General features: G+C 49.3%; 13 protein-coding genes. 7 read left to right on the top strand and 6 right to left on the bottom strand.

Going from position 1 to position 15169, the window contains the following annotated elements:
• Positions 1-285: 285 nt before the first annotated feature.
• Complete coding sequence (locus HNQ56_RS16885) at positions 286-1497, top strand: argininosuccinate synthase (protein WP_429148681.1); 1212 nt, start codon at positions 286-288, stop codon at positions 1495-1497.
• 62 nt (positions 1498-1559) lie between these two features.
• Here HNQ56_RS16885 and HNQ56_RS16880 read toward each other — a convergent pair whose 3' ends face one another.
• The 6 genes from HNQ56_RS16880 to HNQ56_RS16855 all read right to left on the bottom strand — a co-directional run bounded on the left by HNQ56_RS16880 (position 1560) and on the right by HNQ56_RS16855 (position 7932).
• Complete coding sequence (locus HNQ56_RS16880) at positions 1560-2498, bottom strand: alpha/beta hydrolase (RefSeq protein ID WP_429148679.1); 939 nt, start codon at positions 2496-2498, stop codon at positions 1560-1562.
• A 73-nt stretch (positions 2499-2571) separates the two neighbouring features.
• A complete protein-coding gene (locus tag HNQ56_RS16875) occupies positions 2572-3426 on the bottom strand; it encodes a glycerophosphodiester phosphodiesterase family protein (RefSeq protein WP_429148677.1) in 855 nt (284 codons plus the stop codon).
• 50 nt (positions 3427-3476) lie between these two features.
• Positions 3477-4763: an MFS transporter gene (locus HNQ56_RS16870; protein WP_429148675.1), complete on the bottom strand. Its 1287-nt coding sequence runs from the start codon at positions 4761-4763 to the stop codon at positions 3477-3479.
• Positions 4764-4798: 35 nt separating this feature from the next.
• On the bottom strand, positions 4799-5551 hold the full coding sequence (locus tag HNQ56_RS16865) for a TrmH family RNA methyltransferase (protein ID WP_429148673.1): 753 nt from the start codon (positions 5549-5551) through the stop codon (positions 4799-4801).
• 220 nt (positions 5552-5771) lie between these two features.
• Complete coding sequence (locus HNQ56_RS16860) at positions 5772-6653, bottom strand: DegV family protein (RefSeq protein ID WP_429148671.1); 882 nt, start codon at positions 6651-6653, stop codon at positions 5772-5774.
• Positions 6654-6933: 280 nt separating this feature from the next.
• Positions 6934-7932 (bottom strand): AEC family transporter, encoded by a 999-nt coding sequence (locus HNQ56_RS16855; protein WP_429148669.1) that lies wholly within the window; start codon positions 7930-7932, stop codon positions 6934-6936.
• A 353-nt stretch (positions 7933-8285) separates the two neighbouring features.
• On the opposite strand from HNQ56_RS16855, the gene HNQ56_RS16850 reads away from it, so the two are divergent.
• The 6 genes from HNQ56_RS16850 (at position 8286) to HNQ56_RS16825 (ending at position 15068) form a co-directional block, all read left to right on the top strand.
• Positions 8286-8864: a manganese efflux pump MntP gene (locus HNQ56_RS16850; protein WP_429148667.1), complete on the top strand. Its 579-nt coding sequence runs from the start codon at positions 8286-8288 to the stop codon at positions 8862-8864.
• A gap of 152 nt (positions 8865-9016) precedes the next feature.
• Entirely contained in the window at positions 9017-9679 is a 663-nt protein-coding gene (locus HNQ56_RS16845; RefSeq protein ID WP_429148665.1) for a response regulator transcription factor, read from the top strand.
• Positions 9676-11220 carry a sensor histidine kinase gene (locus HNQ56_RS16840; protein WP_429148664.1) on the top strand — a complete coding sequence of 515 codons (1545 nt, stop codon included), beginning with the start codon at positions 9676-9678 and terminating at the stop codon, positions 11218-11220. Before HNQ56_RS16845 ends, HNQ56_RS16840 begins: the two co-directional genes overlap by 4 nt.
• A gap of 87 nt (positions 11221-11307) precedes the next feature.
• The gene (locus tag HNQ56_RS16835) at positions 11308-12078 is read left to right on the top strand and encodes an ABC transporter ATP-binding protein (RefSeq protein ID WP_429148662.1); all 771 of its coding nucleotides are present in this window, start codon (positions 11308-11310) and stop codon (positions 12076-12078) included.
• 1 nt (position 12079) lies between these two features.
• Positions 12080-14317, top strand: a complete 2238-nt coding sequence (locus tag HNQ56_RS16830) for a M1 family aminopeptidase (RefSeq protein ID WP_429148660.1) — start codon at positions 12080-12082, stop codon at positions 14315-14317.
• Positions 14310-15068, top strand: a complete 759-nt coding sequence (locus HNQ56_RS16825; protein WP_429148658.1) for a hypothetical protein — start codon at positions 14310-14312, stop codon at positions 15066-15068. The genes HNQ56_RS16830 and HNQ56_RS16825 overlap by 8 nt, the downstream gene beginning before the upstream one ends.
• Positions 15069-15169 lie beyond the last annotated feature (101 nt).

The raw sequence follows: 15169 nt of genomic DNA, 5'->3' as shown, positions 1-15169 counted from the left end.
TGAGCTTCCCTGTGCTTTCCTTAATATAGTCCGGTTAAAACCAGACGCCTCAAATATTATAATCGATTTTCCTCCATTATTCCAGCAGATTGATCTGCTTGTCACTTAAAGTAACAATTCAGCCTCCGCACAGCCACAGGCTGAACTGTCACTTTAATACAAAGAATAGTTTTGTATTTTTATACTTTTATTTATTTTTACCTATTGCATAATAATTAAATATGATGTATATTTAAGCAAATAGAAATTTTCCCACTTTATGAAAGAGTATACGGAGGTAGTCTTATGAAAGAGAAAGTAATTCTTGCTTATTCCGGTGGTCTGGATACCACCGCCATCATTCCCTGGTTAAAGGAAAATTACGATTATGATGTAATCTGTGTGTGTATCGATGTAGGACAGGGTAACGAGCTGGACGGTCTGGAGGAAAGAGCCAAGCTATCCGGTGCCACAAAGCTGTATATTGAAGATGTGGTCGACGAATTTGTCAACGATTATGTAATTCCCTGTGTAAAGGCCAATGCCGTGTATGAAAACAAGTATCTCCTGGGAACCTCCATGGCACGCCCGGTTATTGCCAAAAGGCTGGTGGAAATCGCCCGTATCGAGGGAGCCACCGCAATCTGTCATGGCGCAACGGGAAAAGGAAACGACCAGGTACGTTTTGAATTAACCATTAAGGCCCTTGCTCCCGACCTGAAGATCATCGCTCCCTGGAGAATCTGGACCATGGCTTCCCGCGAGGAAGAAATCGAGTACTGCGCAAAGCATGGCATCCATCTTCCCTTCTCCAACGATAACAGCTATTCCCGTGACCGCAACCTCTGGCATATCAGCCATGAAGGACTTGAACTGGAGGTTCCCTCCAACGCACCTAATTATGATCATTTGCTGGTTCTGGGCGTTACTCCTCAGGAAGCTCCCGATGAGGGCGAGACCATCAGCCTCACCTTTGAGAAGGGCATCCCTACCGCGTTGAACGGCAAGGCGATGACTGCGGCAGATATCATCAAAGAGTTGAATACCATCGGCGGCAAGCACGGCGTCGGCATCGTCGATATTGTTGAAAACCGTGTGGTGGGCATGAAATCCCGCGGCGTATACGAGACTCCCGGCGGCACCATCCTGATGGAAGCACATATGCAGTTAGAGGAATTGATTCTGGACCGTGCCACCATGACGGCGAAGAAGGAAGTCGGCAACCGTTTTGCTGATATTGTATACGAGGGCAAATGGTTCACTCCTCTGCGGGAAGCATACCAGGCATTTGTAGATGTGACCCAGGAATATGTAACCGGAGAGGTCAAGCTGATGCTCTATAAGGGAAATATCATTAAGCAGGGAACCACTTCCCCCTATTCCCTGTATAACGAAAGCATTGCTTCCTTCACCACAGGAAGTCTGTATAATCATCATGATGCAGAAGGCTTCATCAACCTGTTCGGCCTGTCCCTCAAGGTTCGCGCAATGAAGATGGCTTCCCTGGATCAGGAATAAATCATAAATCCGGTGATGAAAGGATGCGTCTATTCCACTTGCATCCTCTGATCACCGGATTTTTATCTGTCATACCATCGTCCATGCCCTTTCTCCCAGTTCCTGAGAAATCTCTCCACCACCTTCTCATATCCCTCCTTATTCCTGCAATAGCTTTCGGCATGGCGGGCTCCTGCCACAAGATAGAGCGCTTTATTCTTCTTTTTACAGGCATACATTTCTTTGGACATCGCGGCAGGCACGTAATGGTCATTCTTCCCATGGATAAACAGGATGGGGGTCAGAGTACGGCGGACCGTTGATACCGGGGACACCTCACTGTACCAAAAGCCTGCCCTCAGATAAGTGAGGAGGCTTTCCACCGGAATAAGAAAACAGGGCAGATGATAATACTGCTTTAACTGGTGGCATAATAACTGTGTCAGATCCGAATAGGCACAATCTGCAATTGCGGCACTGATTCTGTGATCAATTCCAAGATGCATCAAAACCGTGGCCGCTCCCATGGACTCTCCGTGAGTAATGATTTTGCAGTCAGTTCCAAAGCGTTCGATGCACCAGTCTACCAGTTTCTTTAAATCGTATTTTTCATAAAATCCCATGGAGGTATGAGCCTTCCCGCTGTAGCCGTGATTGCGGTGATCATAGATCAGCACCCGGAAACCCAGCCGGAAGAACATGGCGGCGTATTTTAAGCTGGTGTATTTCGCACAGCCAAGGCCATGACACAGGATTACCACCCTGCTGTGAGACCTCCTTTCGTCCTGCTCTCGCAGCTCCTTGCTCCTGCCATCCAGCAGCTCACAGGAAAGCCGGTAGCCATAATCCGATTTCAAGGTGAAGATCTCCTTATCCCAGGCATAATATTCCTCCGGATTCGCTCTGTTACAATCCATTTCTCTCTGATAGCCCTTATGATAGGGCAATTTTCTGGGCTTTAAGATCAAATCGGAAAGACACCATAGCCATTCAATCATCCATACTCCAATAAATTTCAGCATAATAAAATCCCCCCGAAAAATTATGGGATCATTATTCCCAAATATCCGGGGGGTTATGCATGCCTGAGATCAATCAGCCGCCATCCTGCTTTCCTGCCGCCAGCTTTCCGCCGGGGATAAATTTATCAAATATAAAGAGATCAAAATACTTCGAGCTGCTCTCCAGTTCCTCCTGGGATTTTATAGTCCAGGCGGCTGTCTTCACCCGGTACAGCTTTCTGCAGATCGTGAAAGAAAGGGCCGTTTTATAAAGATGATTATAGGCTATAAAATCTGGCTTTGTTAAAAAGTTCATTAAAAGGTGTTTTAGTAGGAAATATTGAAACGAATTTCCTTCCGTTTCATCCTTTTTGAAATCAGAGGACAACTGCCCCCTGATTACCTGGGGATAATGCTTCTTATACCATATCAAACCGAAGGGATTAAAGGATTCTATCACATAGAAGCCCTTATAATCCTTCAACAGCTTCGCTGCCTCCGTACACAAGCGCTCCGCCTTCCAGGGAATCTTCAGTTCAACAATCAGGGGCACACGGCCATCCACCAGCTCCAGCACTTCCTTCAAGGTGGGAATCCGCTCCTTGGATTTAAACAGGGTGTACCGCCGCAGCTCCTCGCAGGTCAGGGAGGATACCTGGATATCCTTATGGCAGGCACGCTGCAAGGTATAATCATGCAAAATAACCGGAACCTGATCCTTTGTCAGCTGAACATCCAGTTCAATGCCATACCCTTTCTCCACTGCCAGGGCAAAGGCTTTCAAAGAGTTCTCCGGCGCTTCGCTCTTGTTATTATGCAGTCCCCGGTGTGCATAGAGCCAGCCGTCCATGGAAGCAATCTTTTTACCTGGCCGAAGCTTCGGCATGATAGCCAGCAAATATAAAATACATACGGTAACAATAACAATGATTAGTATCTTAAGTAACATAATTTTGCCTCCGTTTATGTCATATAGTCTGCACTGCCGTCAATCCCCGTTTAATCGGGAATGTTAAAATTCTCTACCATATCCTTCTTTCTCACCGGCCTGGAGTCTCCATGCATTACAAAGAGCATCGTGCATAAGGATGCTACGGAAAAGATTACCGCATAAGGGAACAGGGTCCGGTAGGACACATACTCCAGCAGCGCTCCCGATGCAATGGGTGTTAACGTCTGGGCCGTCATGGAAAAGGTATAATAAAGCCCCGTGTATTTGCCGATGTCCGAGCCCTTGCACATCTCAACCACCATGGGATAGGAATTCACGTTAATAGCCGCCCAGCCGATTCCGGTGAAGGCAAATACCACATTGATCCAGGGGGAATACTGGGTGAACAAAGCTCCGCATAAATAGGAAGCGGTCATAAAAATGATACCTGCCAGTATGGTCTTCTTACGTCCCACAAGGCTGGCAATAATACCGATGGGGATGTAGCTTAGAATCGCCGCAATGGTAGCCACCAGCAAAGAGTCCGCAAAGCCTCCCTCACCCAGCCCCCATACCTGTTCCACATATCTGGAATAAGCTGTTGTGACGGCATTATAAGCGGTAAACCATAGGAAAATGGATGCCAGCAGCAGAATAAAGCTTCTCCGTACCTCTTTCGGCATCCCGCCCCCCTGCTTTTCGCCGGCGGGAGATATGGCCTCCTCTTTTTTATGTACGGCCCCTGCTTCCAGGTCAACCGATGCGGCAAGCTTCTTCTCTCTTATGGTGAGAAGCAGGATAATTACGGCAATCACCATGAGAACCGAAACGGAGAGAAATACTTCCTGATAAGCGGTCCCTTCCTTCACCAGCAGCTTAATCATAACCAGCGCATAGACACCGCCGATGGCTCCCATAAGATTAATGATGGCATTGGCCTTGCTTCGGAGCGGCTTGGGTGTAAGATCCGGCATCAGGGCAACCGCCGGAGACCGGTAGGAACCCATGGCAATCAGTACTACTCCAAGAGCAATCATGAACATAGGCAGGCTGGCGGCCTTATTGGCGATGGGAAGAAAGGACATGGCCACCACAGCTGCCAGCGTACCCCCGCAGATAAAAGGCGTTCTCTTCCCCAAGGGAGTACTCACCCTGTCCGAAAGGGACCCGAACAGGGGCAGCAAAAATAAGGCCAGTACATTATCCAAAGCCATCAGAACCCCTGTTACCGTTTCCCCAAGGCCAAAGGTTTTCTTCAATATCAGCGGAATGATATTGTCATACATTTGCCAAAAGGCACAAATCGACAGAAATGCAAGCCCTACAAAGAATGTCCTCTTATAGTTTAACCTCATACTTCCTCCTTCCGCCCTATCCGGGCGACCGCATATTATGCTTGATTTGTGAAAATATATGCTCCAATCCCCACCGCAATGGTCAGATTCAGAGAATCCACATCTGGTGACTGGGGGATATAGATACTGGTTCCAACCTCAAGATAGGAGGCATCCAGGCCCGTGGCCTCGTTGCCAAAGACCAGAGAAAAAAGCTCTGCCTTGGGGCAATCCTTAACCGTCAGGGGCTTCTTACCGTCAAGCATGAAGGTAAAGATCTCATGCTCCGGAAATTCCCTGCGGTATTCCTTAAAATCATGATAGTGATGGAAATTCAGCCGGAACAGCGCCCCCATGGAGGAACGCACCGTCTTCGGATGATAAATATCCGCCCCCGGCAGTATAATAGCAATATCATAGATGCCAAACCCTGCCGCGGTCCGCAGAATGGTTCCCAGGTTCCCCATATTGCTGGGATTCACCAAGACGATATGGGGCCGGTCCTCTTTCAGCCTGCAATCATATTTATGAAATATACCGGCAGCATAGCAGTTCTCTTTATCACTGATTTTAGCAATTAATTTATTATTGTATTCCACGGGGATGTGATTTTCTTCGCATAGCGCCGCCAGCTTATCCCGGTCTGTAAAGCCGGTATCCATCACTGCCTTGATTACCTGCTCCGGCCTTGCCTTAATCAGTTCATAGGTGGGAAACGCCCCCAGTGTATAAGAGTAATCCGCATCCTTTTTATATGGCTTTATCTGACCCTGTTCCGGGCCGGATATTCTCCTTTTATCATTGTCCAAGCAATTATCCTCCCATTACTCTTGTGTCAATCATACATTGCTTTTGTACTCATTCTATTCTATTATAATTATGCATAGTTGTGCGAAACAAGAAGGTCGTATCATATTGGACTACGATACGACCCTACTATAATTATACTTAATTTGGCAGAGGAAAGCAATTGGATTCCTTCCACTTTACAAACATTTTAAGCAGAATATGCTACCGTTCACAGGGCAGTCAGGCGGAAGGCAAGGTGCTCCCCACGAATACCAGCGCCAGCATGCCCGGTCCGGTATGAGAACCGATCACAGGACCGATTTTGGAAATGATAATTTCCTGAACCCGGAGCCTGCTCCGGATCAGCTTCTCCAATTCCTGCGCCTGCTCCAGGTCGTCCCCATGGCCGATAATAAGGATCTGGGAGGATAAATCCTCGCCCTCTTCTTCAATTTTGTTCAGCATGAATTCCAGCTCAGCCCGGCTACCCCGGATCTTTGACACCACCGTAAGCTTACCGGCCGAATCCGTACTTAAGATAGGGCGGATCTTCAAAGCCGTGCCTACCATGGCCTCAATGGAGCTGAGCCTTCCGCCGCGCCTGAGATGAAACAGATCCTTTACCGTAAACCAATGGCGGACCCGTCTCTTATTGGCCTCTACCCAATCGCGCAGCTGCTCCAGATCCAATCCGTTCTTTTTCTGAATCGCGGCATTCAATACCAGCAGTCCTTCCCCGATGGAAGCACACAGAGAATCAATTCCATAGATTCTCCTCTCCGGATAATTCTCCGAAAGATCGCGTATTACCACCTGCGAGGTATGATAGGTGCCGCTCAATCCCGATGAGAAGCAGATATATAGAATATCCTGTCCCTGTTTTAGTATATCTTCAAAATAATCCATAAATATTGCAGGTGTAATCTGAGTTGTCCGGGAAACCGCACCCTCCTTCAGCTTCCGGTAGAAGTCTTCAACGGTCAATTCCCGTTCGTCGGGATAATGAAAGAATTCCACTTCATCCAGGCATATGCCCATGGGAATCACTCTGATCCCATATTCATCAATGATGCCCGCCGGTAAGTCCAGAGTCGCATCTGTTACAATCACATAATTGTTCATCCGTATAACTCCTTTATATGTTCATTCTGAGTTGCTCACTATATCATGAACATAAATCTCATGTTCATGATCTCTGGCTCCGCTCACATAATCACGAGCAAGCTCGCATCATGTTCACTACGCTTTTATGTATCATGAACATAGACCGTGTTTATGATCTTCAGCTCCGATCGCATGCTTCAAACAAGCTTGATGTGCAAGTGTCCTTCTCGCACTGCTCACTACACTTTCATTCTATCATAACATCCGCAGATTAGAAACTCAAGATTAAAAACTTCTATTAAATTATATTTGCAAGAAACATTACCAGGGGGATGCTTCCCATGGACAAAAGCGTGGTGACCGCAAATATTTCCGAGGCATACAGATAGTCCTTATCATAACGCAGGGCGAACAGGTTAATCGTCGCTGCCGTAGGACAAGCGGCTGCCAATATCTGGGTCAGCAACACCACCCGGGGAATCGGAAAGAAATGAAACAGAAACAACATGGCTATGGGAATTACCAGCAGCCTCAGTAGGCCTATGTAATAGATTCTCAACTTACCAAGCAGCATTCTGATATCTGTCCGGGCAATGGTTACCCCTGCAACCAGCATCGCCAGAGGAGTGTTCATATCACCCAGGTAAGCCAGGGTATCCCGAATTGTCCCCGGCAGCATAATCCGAGCAGTAAACAGCAAGAAGCCGGAGATCGTGGCGATGACCGACGGGGACAGAATTGCCTTGAAAATCGATTTTGCATCCGCCTTTCCTGTCATAAGGATGATACCATGCGTCCAGACCATCAGATTAAATACTGTCATATAAGCGGTGATATAGAATACACCCTCACTTCCGAAGAGCCCGCCCGCCATGGGGATGCCGATAAAACCGCAATTGGAATACACAATCGCGAAACGCTCAATTGCCAGCTCCGCTTTCTGCTTATTGCCACGGAGCAGTACATAACCGGCAGCAATTCCTATGACGTGGGTTATCACCGCCAGTACCAGGGAGATCAGAAGCCCCTTCAATAACGCAACCTCAAATTCTCTCTGATAGGATATGAATATAACGATGGGATTCACCAGCATCAGCACCAGGTCTGACAGCTTTTTATTGGTTTCCTTATCGATCAGATTAGCTTTGTAACTGGCAAATCCTACTGCAATGAGAAGAAACATAATTGCTATCTGGTTAAATGCGGTAGCAGCAAGAGACATGATATAACCTACTTTCCGATTATAATTTACCTTTTTCCCCCGGATGCCGCGCAATACGGCATTGTCAAAAGGCACTGTCCATTATTATGCACCCTTTTGCCCCATGAGGCAAGAAAAAATTTAGCAAAATAATTTGATCCGGATTACTATTGATAATTTCTTATCAAAAGTTTAAAATTCTCCTTGCCAAACGGGGACTTACATGATACTATTTTATTAATTTGTGACAGGTACTAAATGAGGGAGTAGTTTGCATACAATTAAGTATGTGGCAAGTCAACATATTGATTTCGTACGAAATCTGGCTTACCTTAATGAACGAGACTCATGTATGGCTAGAGCTTTGGCCATGCATGGGTTTTATTTTGTGCTTAAATTCAGGAAGGACTCCCCTGCCTGATAATAACCGATAAGAAAGGAAAATGAACATGGACTTAATAACTCTTGTATTACTGGCTCTTGGCTTATCCGCAGATGCTTTTGCCGTAGCAATTACCAACGGTATGTGCAGCAGTAAGATAACCAAACAACACGCAGTTGCCACCGGTCTCGCCTTTGGGTTTTTTCAGGCTCTGATGCCGGTTCTGGGCTTTATCCTGGGGAGAACCTTTTCTGATTTTGTATGCCGCTTCCAGCACTGGATCGCTCTTATCCTGCTGGGCGCAATCGGAATTAATATGCTGGTGGACACCTTTAAGGAATGGAAAAGTGCCGGAACCGTATCTGCCTGCAGCACACGTAATATTTTCAGTGTGAAGAATCTGCTGATACAGGCCGTCGCAACCAGCATCGATGCCCTGGCTGCCGGAGTGAGCATTGCCGTACTGAATATCCATATCCTGTATGCCGCCCTTCTGATCGGGCTGATCACCTTCGTTCTGTGTACCGCCGGTGTTTACATAGGGAAAAGCTTCGGCTCCCTGCTGGGCTTGCGGGCGAAAGTGGCAGGAGGTGTGGTACTGCTTTTCATCGGATTAAAAATATTTACGGAAAATCAATTTATGTAATTCCGCCCATATTCTGGTACAAACAGTATAGGCTTCCTCACAGGTGTATGCTAAAAAAATGCTTGAAATTCATAATTGCTACACATCCTGATGCTAAACTAATATCATAAATCGATCAGATACAGGATACATGTGCAGGAATGGAGGAAGATATGAGGCTTCTTATAGTGGAGGATGACCGGGATACCAGTGACGGCATCTGTGAATATTTCAAGGTTGCGGGATACGAAGTCACTCCCGCCTATGACGGGGAAGAGGCTCTGGCTCTTGCGAGGCAGGCTTCCTATGATCTTATTCTGCTGGATGTGATGCTGCCCAGACTTACCGGGCTGGCTGTGCTTCACGAATTACGCAAGTCAAGCAATGTGCCTGTTCTCATGCTCACCGCCATCGGGGATGAATATACCCAGACTGTCAGCTTTGACGGATTAGCGGATGATTATGTCACAAAGCCCTTTTCCATTGTTTTGCTGGAAAAGCGTGTGGAGGCGCTGCTTCGGCGCAGCAGACCCGCGGCTACCCCCGCCCTGTGGCAGTACAGAGATGTAACGGTTGATTTCACCGGATATACAGCCAGGGGTAAGGACGGCCCCATCGAAGTCACCCCAAGGGAAATCATGCTCCTGCAGCTTCTTGCGGAGCATAAAGGGAAGGTGCTGACGAGGGGGCAGATTCTGGACAGGCTGTGGGGAGAAGACCGGCCTGTTTTTGACCGGACGGTGGACTCACATATCAAGAATTTAAGAAAAAAGCTGGATTTGGACTGTATCGTTACCATCACCGGCGTGGGCTATAAGCTGGAGGTGGAGCAATGAGGATTTTCCCCAAAACCTTTTTCTATACCCTGGTTCTGCTGACGCTGATTGCGCTGCTGGCCAGCGGGCTGATTTACACTCTCCTGCCGCACTTCTATACCAATCAGAAACGCCAGACTCTCACCAATCAGGCCGACTGGCTGGTACAGCGGCTGGAGACAGCGAAGCGGGAGGATATCGCCAGCCTGATGGGAACCTCCGCCATTCCCGGACAATCCAATATTGTGATACAGCTGGGTGAGGACAACTATTCCTTCAGCAAAGCAGAAATGAGTGGAGATATAACAACCTCTGTCATCGTGACCTCCATGACCTACCCGGATCAGCAATCCGGCCAGGATAATACCGCTCCTTCCTCCTCTGCCACGCTCACAGACGGTGACACCAGCCGGGTCTATCACATCATAATCCCAGAGGATTTCCTCTCCCTTGACCAGGACAGCATCCATGTCCCGGCGAATACCATGAAGGCCAGCCGCAGCTTCACCATGGAAGGGGAAGCGGGTACTCTTACCGTATCCATGACCCTGGCTCCTGTCCGTGAGGCGGCAGCGGTCATTGTATCACTGCTTCCCCTGTCCCTTCTCCTGTGCATCGCCATTGCGGTTGTTTTCTCCCTGCTGTATGCCCGTGCCATTACCCGCCCCATTAAGGCCATTTCCGGCGTGACCCGGCAAATGACATTATTGGAGCCGGATGCACGGTGCACCGTCCGCTCGAAGGATGAGTTCGGCCAGCTTGCCGATGATCTGAACGGACTTTACCAGAAGCTGCTGTGTACCATAGTCTCCCTGGAAGCCGAGCTCAAGAAGACTGAAGCCGCTGAAAAGGCCAAGACCGATTTTCTGCGTGCCGCCTCCCATGAGCTGAAGACACCGGTAACCGCCATAAGTGTAATCATGGACAATATAATGCTGGGTATAGGAAAATACAAGGATCATGATCAATGGCTTCCCAAATGCAAGGAGCTGACCGATATCTTATCCGGCAAGCTGCATGATATTCTGGATGCCTCCAGGCAGGAGGATTTCTTCCTGCAGGATTCTCTTTGCCAGGCTTTCCCTGATCCGGCTTCTTCCCACCGGGAGACCGCATCCCAGCCCAACGCCGCAATAAGCATAGAGACAATCTGTACCGGGGTTCTGGAGCCTTATCTCCTTCTTGCCCGCACCAGAGGATTATCTGTCACCACCGACTGGAAGGAATCCTTCCCTGTCACTGTCCAGCCAAAGCCTCTGGAGAAAGCCCTGGCCAGCCTCTTTTCCAACGCTGTTCTGTATGCAGTGCCAGGCGGAGCTGTTTCAATCCACTGTCAGGAACGCCGTCTTATCATAGAAAATGAGTGCGTTCCCATACCTGCGGAGCAGATTGCAAGGCTATATGAGCCCTTTTACCGCCCCGACTTCTCCCGGAGCCGGGAGACCGGGGGAAACGGCCTCGGCCTCTACCTTGTGGAAACCATACTGCGCCGCCTCGGGCTGGAGTACCGCTTTGAGCCCATGGCCGAGCCGGAGGGGATGCGGTTCACCATTTATTTTTGAATTTCATATCCGCTACACACGGCTTTCATACCAGCTCCATTCTCCGGTGTTATGCTTAAGGCATCACGGATGAATGGAGTTGATTTTTTGAAAATTGAACTAAAGAACCTGCAGAAAACCTACAAAGGCGGAAAGAATGCGCTGAAGGATATCTGCCTGACCCTGGAAAGCCCAAGTCTCATCGGCCTTGTGGGTCCCAACGGAGCCGGCAAAAGTACGCTGATGAAGCTGCTCACCGCCCATCTCCTCCCCAGCGCCGGGGAAATACTCATTGACGAGCAGCCCCTGATCCGGCAGGAAGGCCCCTTTAAGCAGCGGCAAGCCCCAAGCCCCTCGTCGTATGTCAAATCCAGCCTCGGTTATTTGCCCCAAGAGTTTGGGCTGTTTGAGGATCTCACCGTCACGGAGTTTCTGGATTATATGTCCGCCCTGAAATGCATCGGGAAAAAAGCGGTTAAAAAGGAGGTTGACAGGGTTATAAGCCTCACACATTTGCAGGACAAGCGTAAGGCCAGAATAAGGACCCTTTCCGGGGGACAAAAACAGCGTGTCGGAGTTGCCCAGGCTCTCCTGGGAGACCCCCGGCTCCTGATCTTCGACGAGCCAACCGTAGGGCTGGACCCGGCGGAAAGACTGGCCTTCCGGAACCTCTTCGCAGCAGAAGCAAAGAACCGGCTGATCATCCTCTCCACCCATATCATTGAGGATGTACAGTCTGCCTGTGACCATCTCATTGTATTAAATCAAGGAGAAATCCGTTATGTTGGAACACCTGACGCGCTGATGGCACAGGAACATGCCTCCTCCCTTGAGGATGCCTATATGAGTCTGATGAATGGGGGTGCCACCCTTGAATAGGATGCAGAAACCAAAAACCGGGTGCCTGACACCCCTTCTCATGCATGAGATACGGCGGATGCTGGGCGAGCGCATGACGCTCCTCATCATGGCGCTGACTGGGGCAGGCACAGTGTGGTTCTGCCTGAACGGGCAAGGCAGAACCGCCTCCGATATTTATATGGTAAGCGCCGCCCAAAGCAGCGCATTTTTGGGCGCTCTGCTCTTCACGCTGCTCTCCCTGGCACAGTTTCACAGAGATTATAAAAATAATACGGATGTTATTATATTGGCTGCCACAGACCCTCTCCGCCATCAGATCCGCAGAACACTGGCTCTGATCTGCACCGCGGTCGTGACCACCCTTCTGATCTCCGTATTCACACTTTGGTTTGGCATGATAAAGACGGACAGTTATTTCCAGACTGCAACCTTTCTGTCCGCATGGTACCTTATCTTTCTGGGTTCTCTGATTTTTGCCGTGCTGCTATCCATGGGCATTTCCATGCTGACAGGGCATGTGGGAGCCGCTTTTATTATCATGATGGGGCTGATCTTCCTCTCCATCCAGTTAAGAAGCATGTATACCTTAAATCCCAGTTATCTTCTCTATTGGGTTCAGACAACCGCATATAATTTCTCCGATCTGGTCCCAAACCAGTTTCAAATTGACATGCTTTTGTGGAACCGGCTCTTCTGCCTGCCGGCATCCCTTGGTATATGGGCATTGGGACTTTGCTCCTTCCGGCGTTACCGACAGGGGCTCCCTGGATCATTTTCTGTCAATTGCCGCCGTATCTGGCCCCCGCTTCTGCTGGCCTCCTCTATTCTATTAGCCGGCATCATCTATGTCCATGAGCCGCTTTTTGACGACAGCAAGCCGACTGATTTCAGCAATATGGTCAGCTCTGGCACGGGGATCATTGTCTCCTCCGGCGATGAGCCAAAGATCAAAAACCCCGAGCTGATGCAGACAGAAAAGAGCTTTGAGCTGGATATCCGCACCGGAAGCCGCAAGCTGTCCGGCACTGCACGCTACAAGCTGTATAACGGGACAGGCGAACCTCAGTCACTCCCGGTTCTGATAAATGCCGGCCTTAAGATCAACCGGATTCGGATTAACGGGGCTGCCGGTGAGGCGATCCGGGGGGAGACCGGAGAAAACAGCATAGCAAACTGGAATATCAAGCTACCCGCCGCCTCGGAATATGAGGTTGAGATCAATTATTCAGGCGGGCTCCAAAACAACAATACCATTCTCCAGGTAGCCCTCTATGGTATTTCCCGCGGCTTTGTCCGGCTCCCGGTCTTTGCCGTTGCCCCCAGTCTGGATATACGGATCGCAGAAGACGGCGCCTTCTCCGGTACGCTTCTTCTGGACGAGGAGCTGGAACCGGTCTTCACCTTAGGCAAGGCAGAAAAGAGGGAGCGTATAGACGGGAAAATCCGGTGGCAGTACACCGGGAACAAGGGCTCCCAGGGTACGGGCATCCTCGCCGCCGAGTACGGAACCAGCTCCTTTGAAGCCGGAGGGCTTGCCATCCAATTGAAGTATTTTCGAAAGCATGAAGAATCCATTGCCTCCATGGATGCGGTAAACGTAATCAAGGCCGCCATTGACTATTTTACAGATGCCTATGGACCGCTGCGTTACAGCGGGGAGCTTATCATGCTGGAGCTTCCCGCCTATGTAAGCGGCGGCTTCGCTACAGGCACCATAAGCGCCATGGATGAGACAAGCTTTGCTTCGGAAGGGTATCTTCCTGCCGATCCCTCGAATCTCCATGGGAGCGGCGGCATAGACGTTCTTGTCCATGAGATTGCGCATCAGTGGTGGGGGCTTGCTACCATGCCGGTACAGGACACCGCCTCCGGCTGGTCGGCGGAGGGTATCACCTGCTACAGCACCTACTGCTTTATGAAGGAATATTTCGGAGAGGAGTATGCACAGGAACGCTATACAAAGGACTGGCAGAAGAGCTGGGACACTTATCGGAACGCATTTTATATCCGGAACCCGGAGTACCTGGCAAAATTATCTGAGGCAGATGCGTCAAACATCATGGGCTCCTTCCTCAACCGGAAGCTGTATGACCTTATGCCGCTGATGATGCTGAAAGCGGAGGCTCTCCTGGGCGGAACAGGGGAGTTTCAGAGTAAGCTCTCCCAGCTTTACAAAACACATTTGGGACAGACCATTACCTATGATGATTTTTTAGCCATAATAGGACTGACGAAGGAGGCGATAGAACTTGCGTAAGAGTACTATTTTTAAATATGAAATGAAAAGATTGTTTTTTTCAAAAGAATATCTGCTCCTCCTTGTGGCCACACTGGTCTATGGGATTTCGCTGCTCCGCAGCATGGTGCTGTACGGCACCAATTATACCGCACCATTTTCCCAGCTGACCTTCAGTACCTATTGCTCCTCTCTCACACCGTTCCTTCTAATTCTGCTGCTGGTACTGTGCCGAAGACAGTCCCTGGCATCCGAACTGCGGGCGGAAGCCATCGTCGGTGCAACACCCATGCCCCTTCCCGTCTTCCGGCTCCTGCGCTGTGCCGCCGCGGCCTGCGCATTCCTGGTTGCCGCTGCGCTGCCGGTGTCAGCCTGCTTTCTTTTTTATCGGACGGTTTTTGGAGATATGCTATTTACAGCCTATCCCACTCTCCTCCCGCTGCTATGGACGGCTCTGCTTCTTCTCCTGCCACCGGCAATCCTTCTGTTCGGAGCTGCAATGCTTTTTCGAACCAGAAGAAGAACCGCATTCTCTATTTTGCTGACGGTAATTTTAGTGCTGGGTATCTTCCGGCTGACTCTGCCGGACTTCATCGATATCCTCGAAAGCTCCGCCGTATCCGTTCTGGTTGCCGAAGAATATACCTTGCCGGGGATGTATGAGTTCACATACTCTTCGGCCTTTATCGCCAGCCGGATTGTCTTTTCCTTTGCCGGAATTGTACTGACCCTCCTCTCGCTCCATCCCTCGGGGAGAAAAACAGCAGCTTGAATTATGATAAGACCCAAATTAATAAATTTTTCAAAATGCAACTGGTATGCAGTTGCATTTTGAATTTGATTGGCTATATCATCATGATACAAGGATGTGGA

It is taken from the genome of Anaerotaenia torta (assembly GCF_050433395.1).
GTDB classification, from domain to species: Bacteria; Bacillota; Clostridia; order Lachnospirales; family Lachnospiraceae; genus Mobilitalea; species Mobilitalea torta.
Note: the sequence above shows the minus strand (reverse complement) of the source record. Positions and strands in the feature narration are given on the sequence as shown.

What these genes read in the sequence shown, in the direction of transcription:
- HNQ56_RS16830 (WP_429148660.1), top strand. Translation starts at nt 12,080, where the DNA reads ATGCAGAAACCAAAAACCGGGTGCCTGACACCCCTTCTCATGCATGAG.
- HNQ56_RS16880 (WP_429148679.1), bottom strand. Translation starts at nt 2,498, where the DNA reads ATGCTGAAATTTATTGGAGTATGGATGATTGAATGGCTATGGTGTCTT.
- HNQ56_RS16840 (WP_429148664.1), top strand. Translation starts at nt 9,676, where the DNA reads ATGAGGATTTTCCCCAAAACCTTTTTCTATACCCTGGTTCTGCTGACG.
- HNQ56_RS16850 (WP_429148667.1), top strand. Translation starts at nt 8,286, where the DNA reads ATGGACTTAATAACTCTTGTATTACTGGCTCTTGGCTTATCCGCAGAT.
- HNQ56_RS16870 (WP_429148675.1), bottom strand. Translation starts at nt 4,763, where the DNA reads ATGAGGTTAAACTATAAGAGGACATTCTTTGTAGGGCTTGCATTTCTG.
- HNQ56_RS16845 (WP_429148665.1), top strand. Translation starts at nt 9,017, where the DNA reads ATGAGGCTTCTTATAGTGGAGGATGACCGGGATACCAGTGACGGCATC.
- HNQ56_RS16875 (WP_429148677.1), bottom strand. Translation starts at nt 3,426, where the DNA reads ATGTTACTTAAGATACTAATCATTGTTATTGTTACCGTATGTATTTTA.
- HNQ56_RS16885 (WP_429148681.1), top strand. Translation starts at nt 286, where the DNA reads ATGAAAGAGAAAGTAATTCTTGCTTATTCCGGTGGTCTGGATACCACC.
- HNQ56_RS16860 (WP_429148671.1), bottom strand. Translation starts at nt 6,653, where the DNA reads ATGAACAATTATGTGATTGTAACAGATGCGACTCTGGACTTACCGGCG.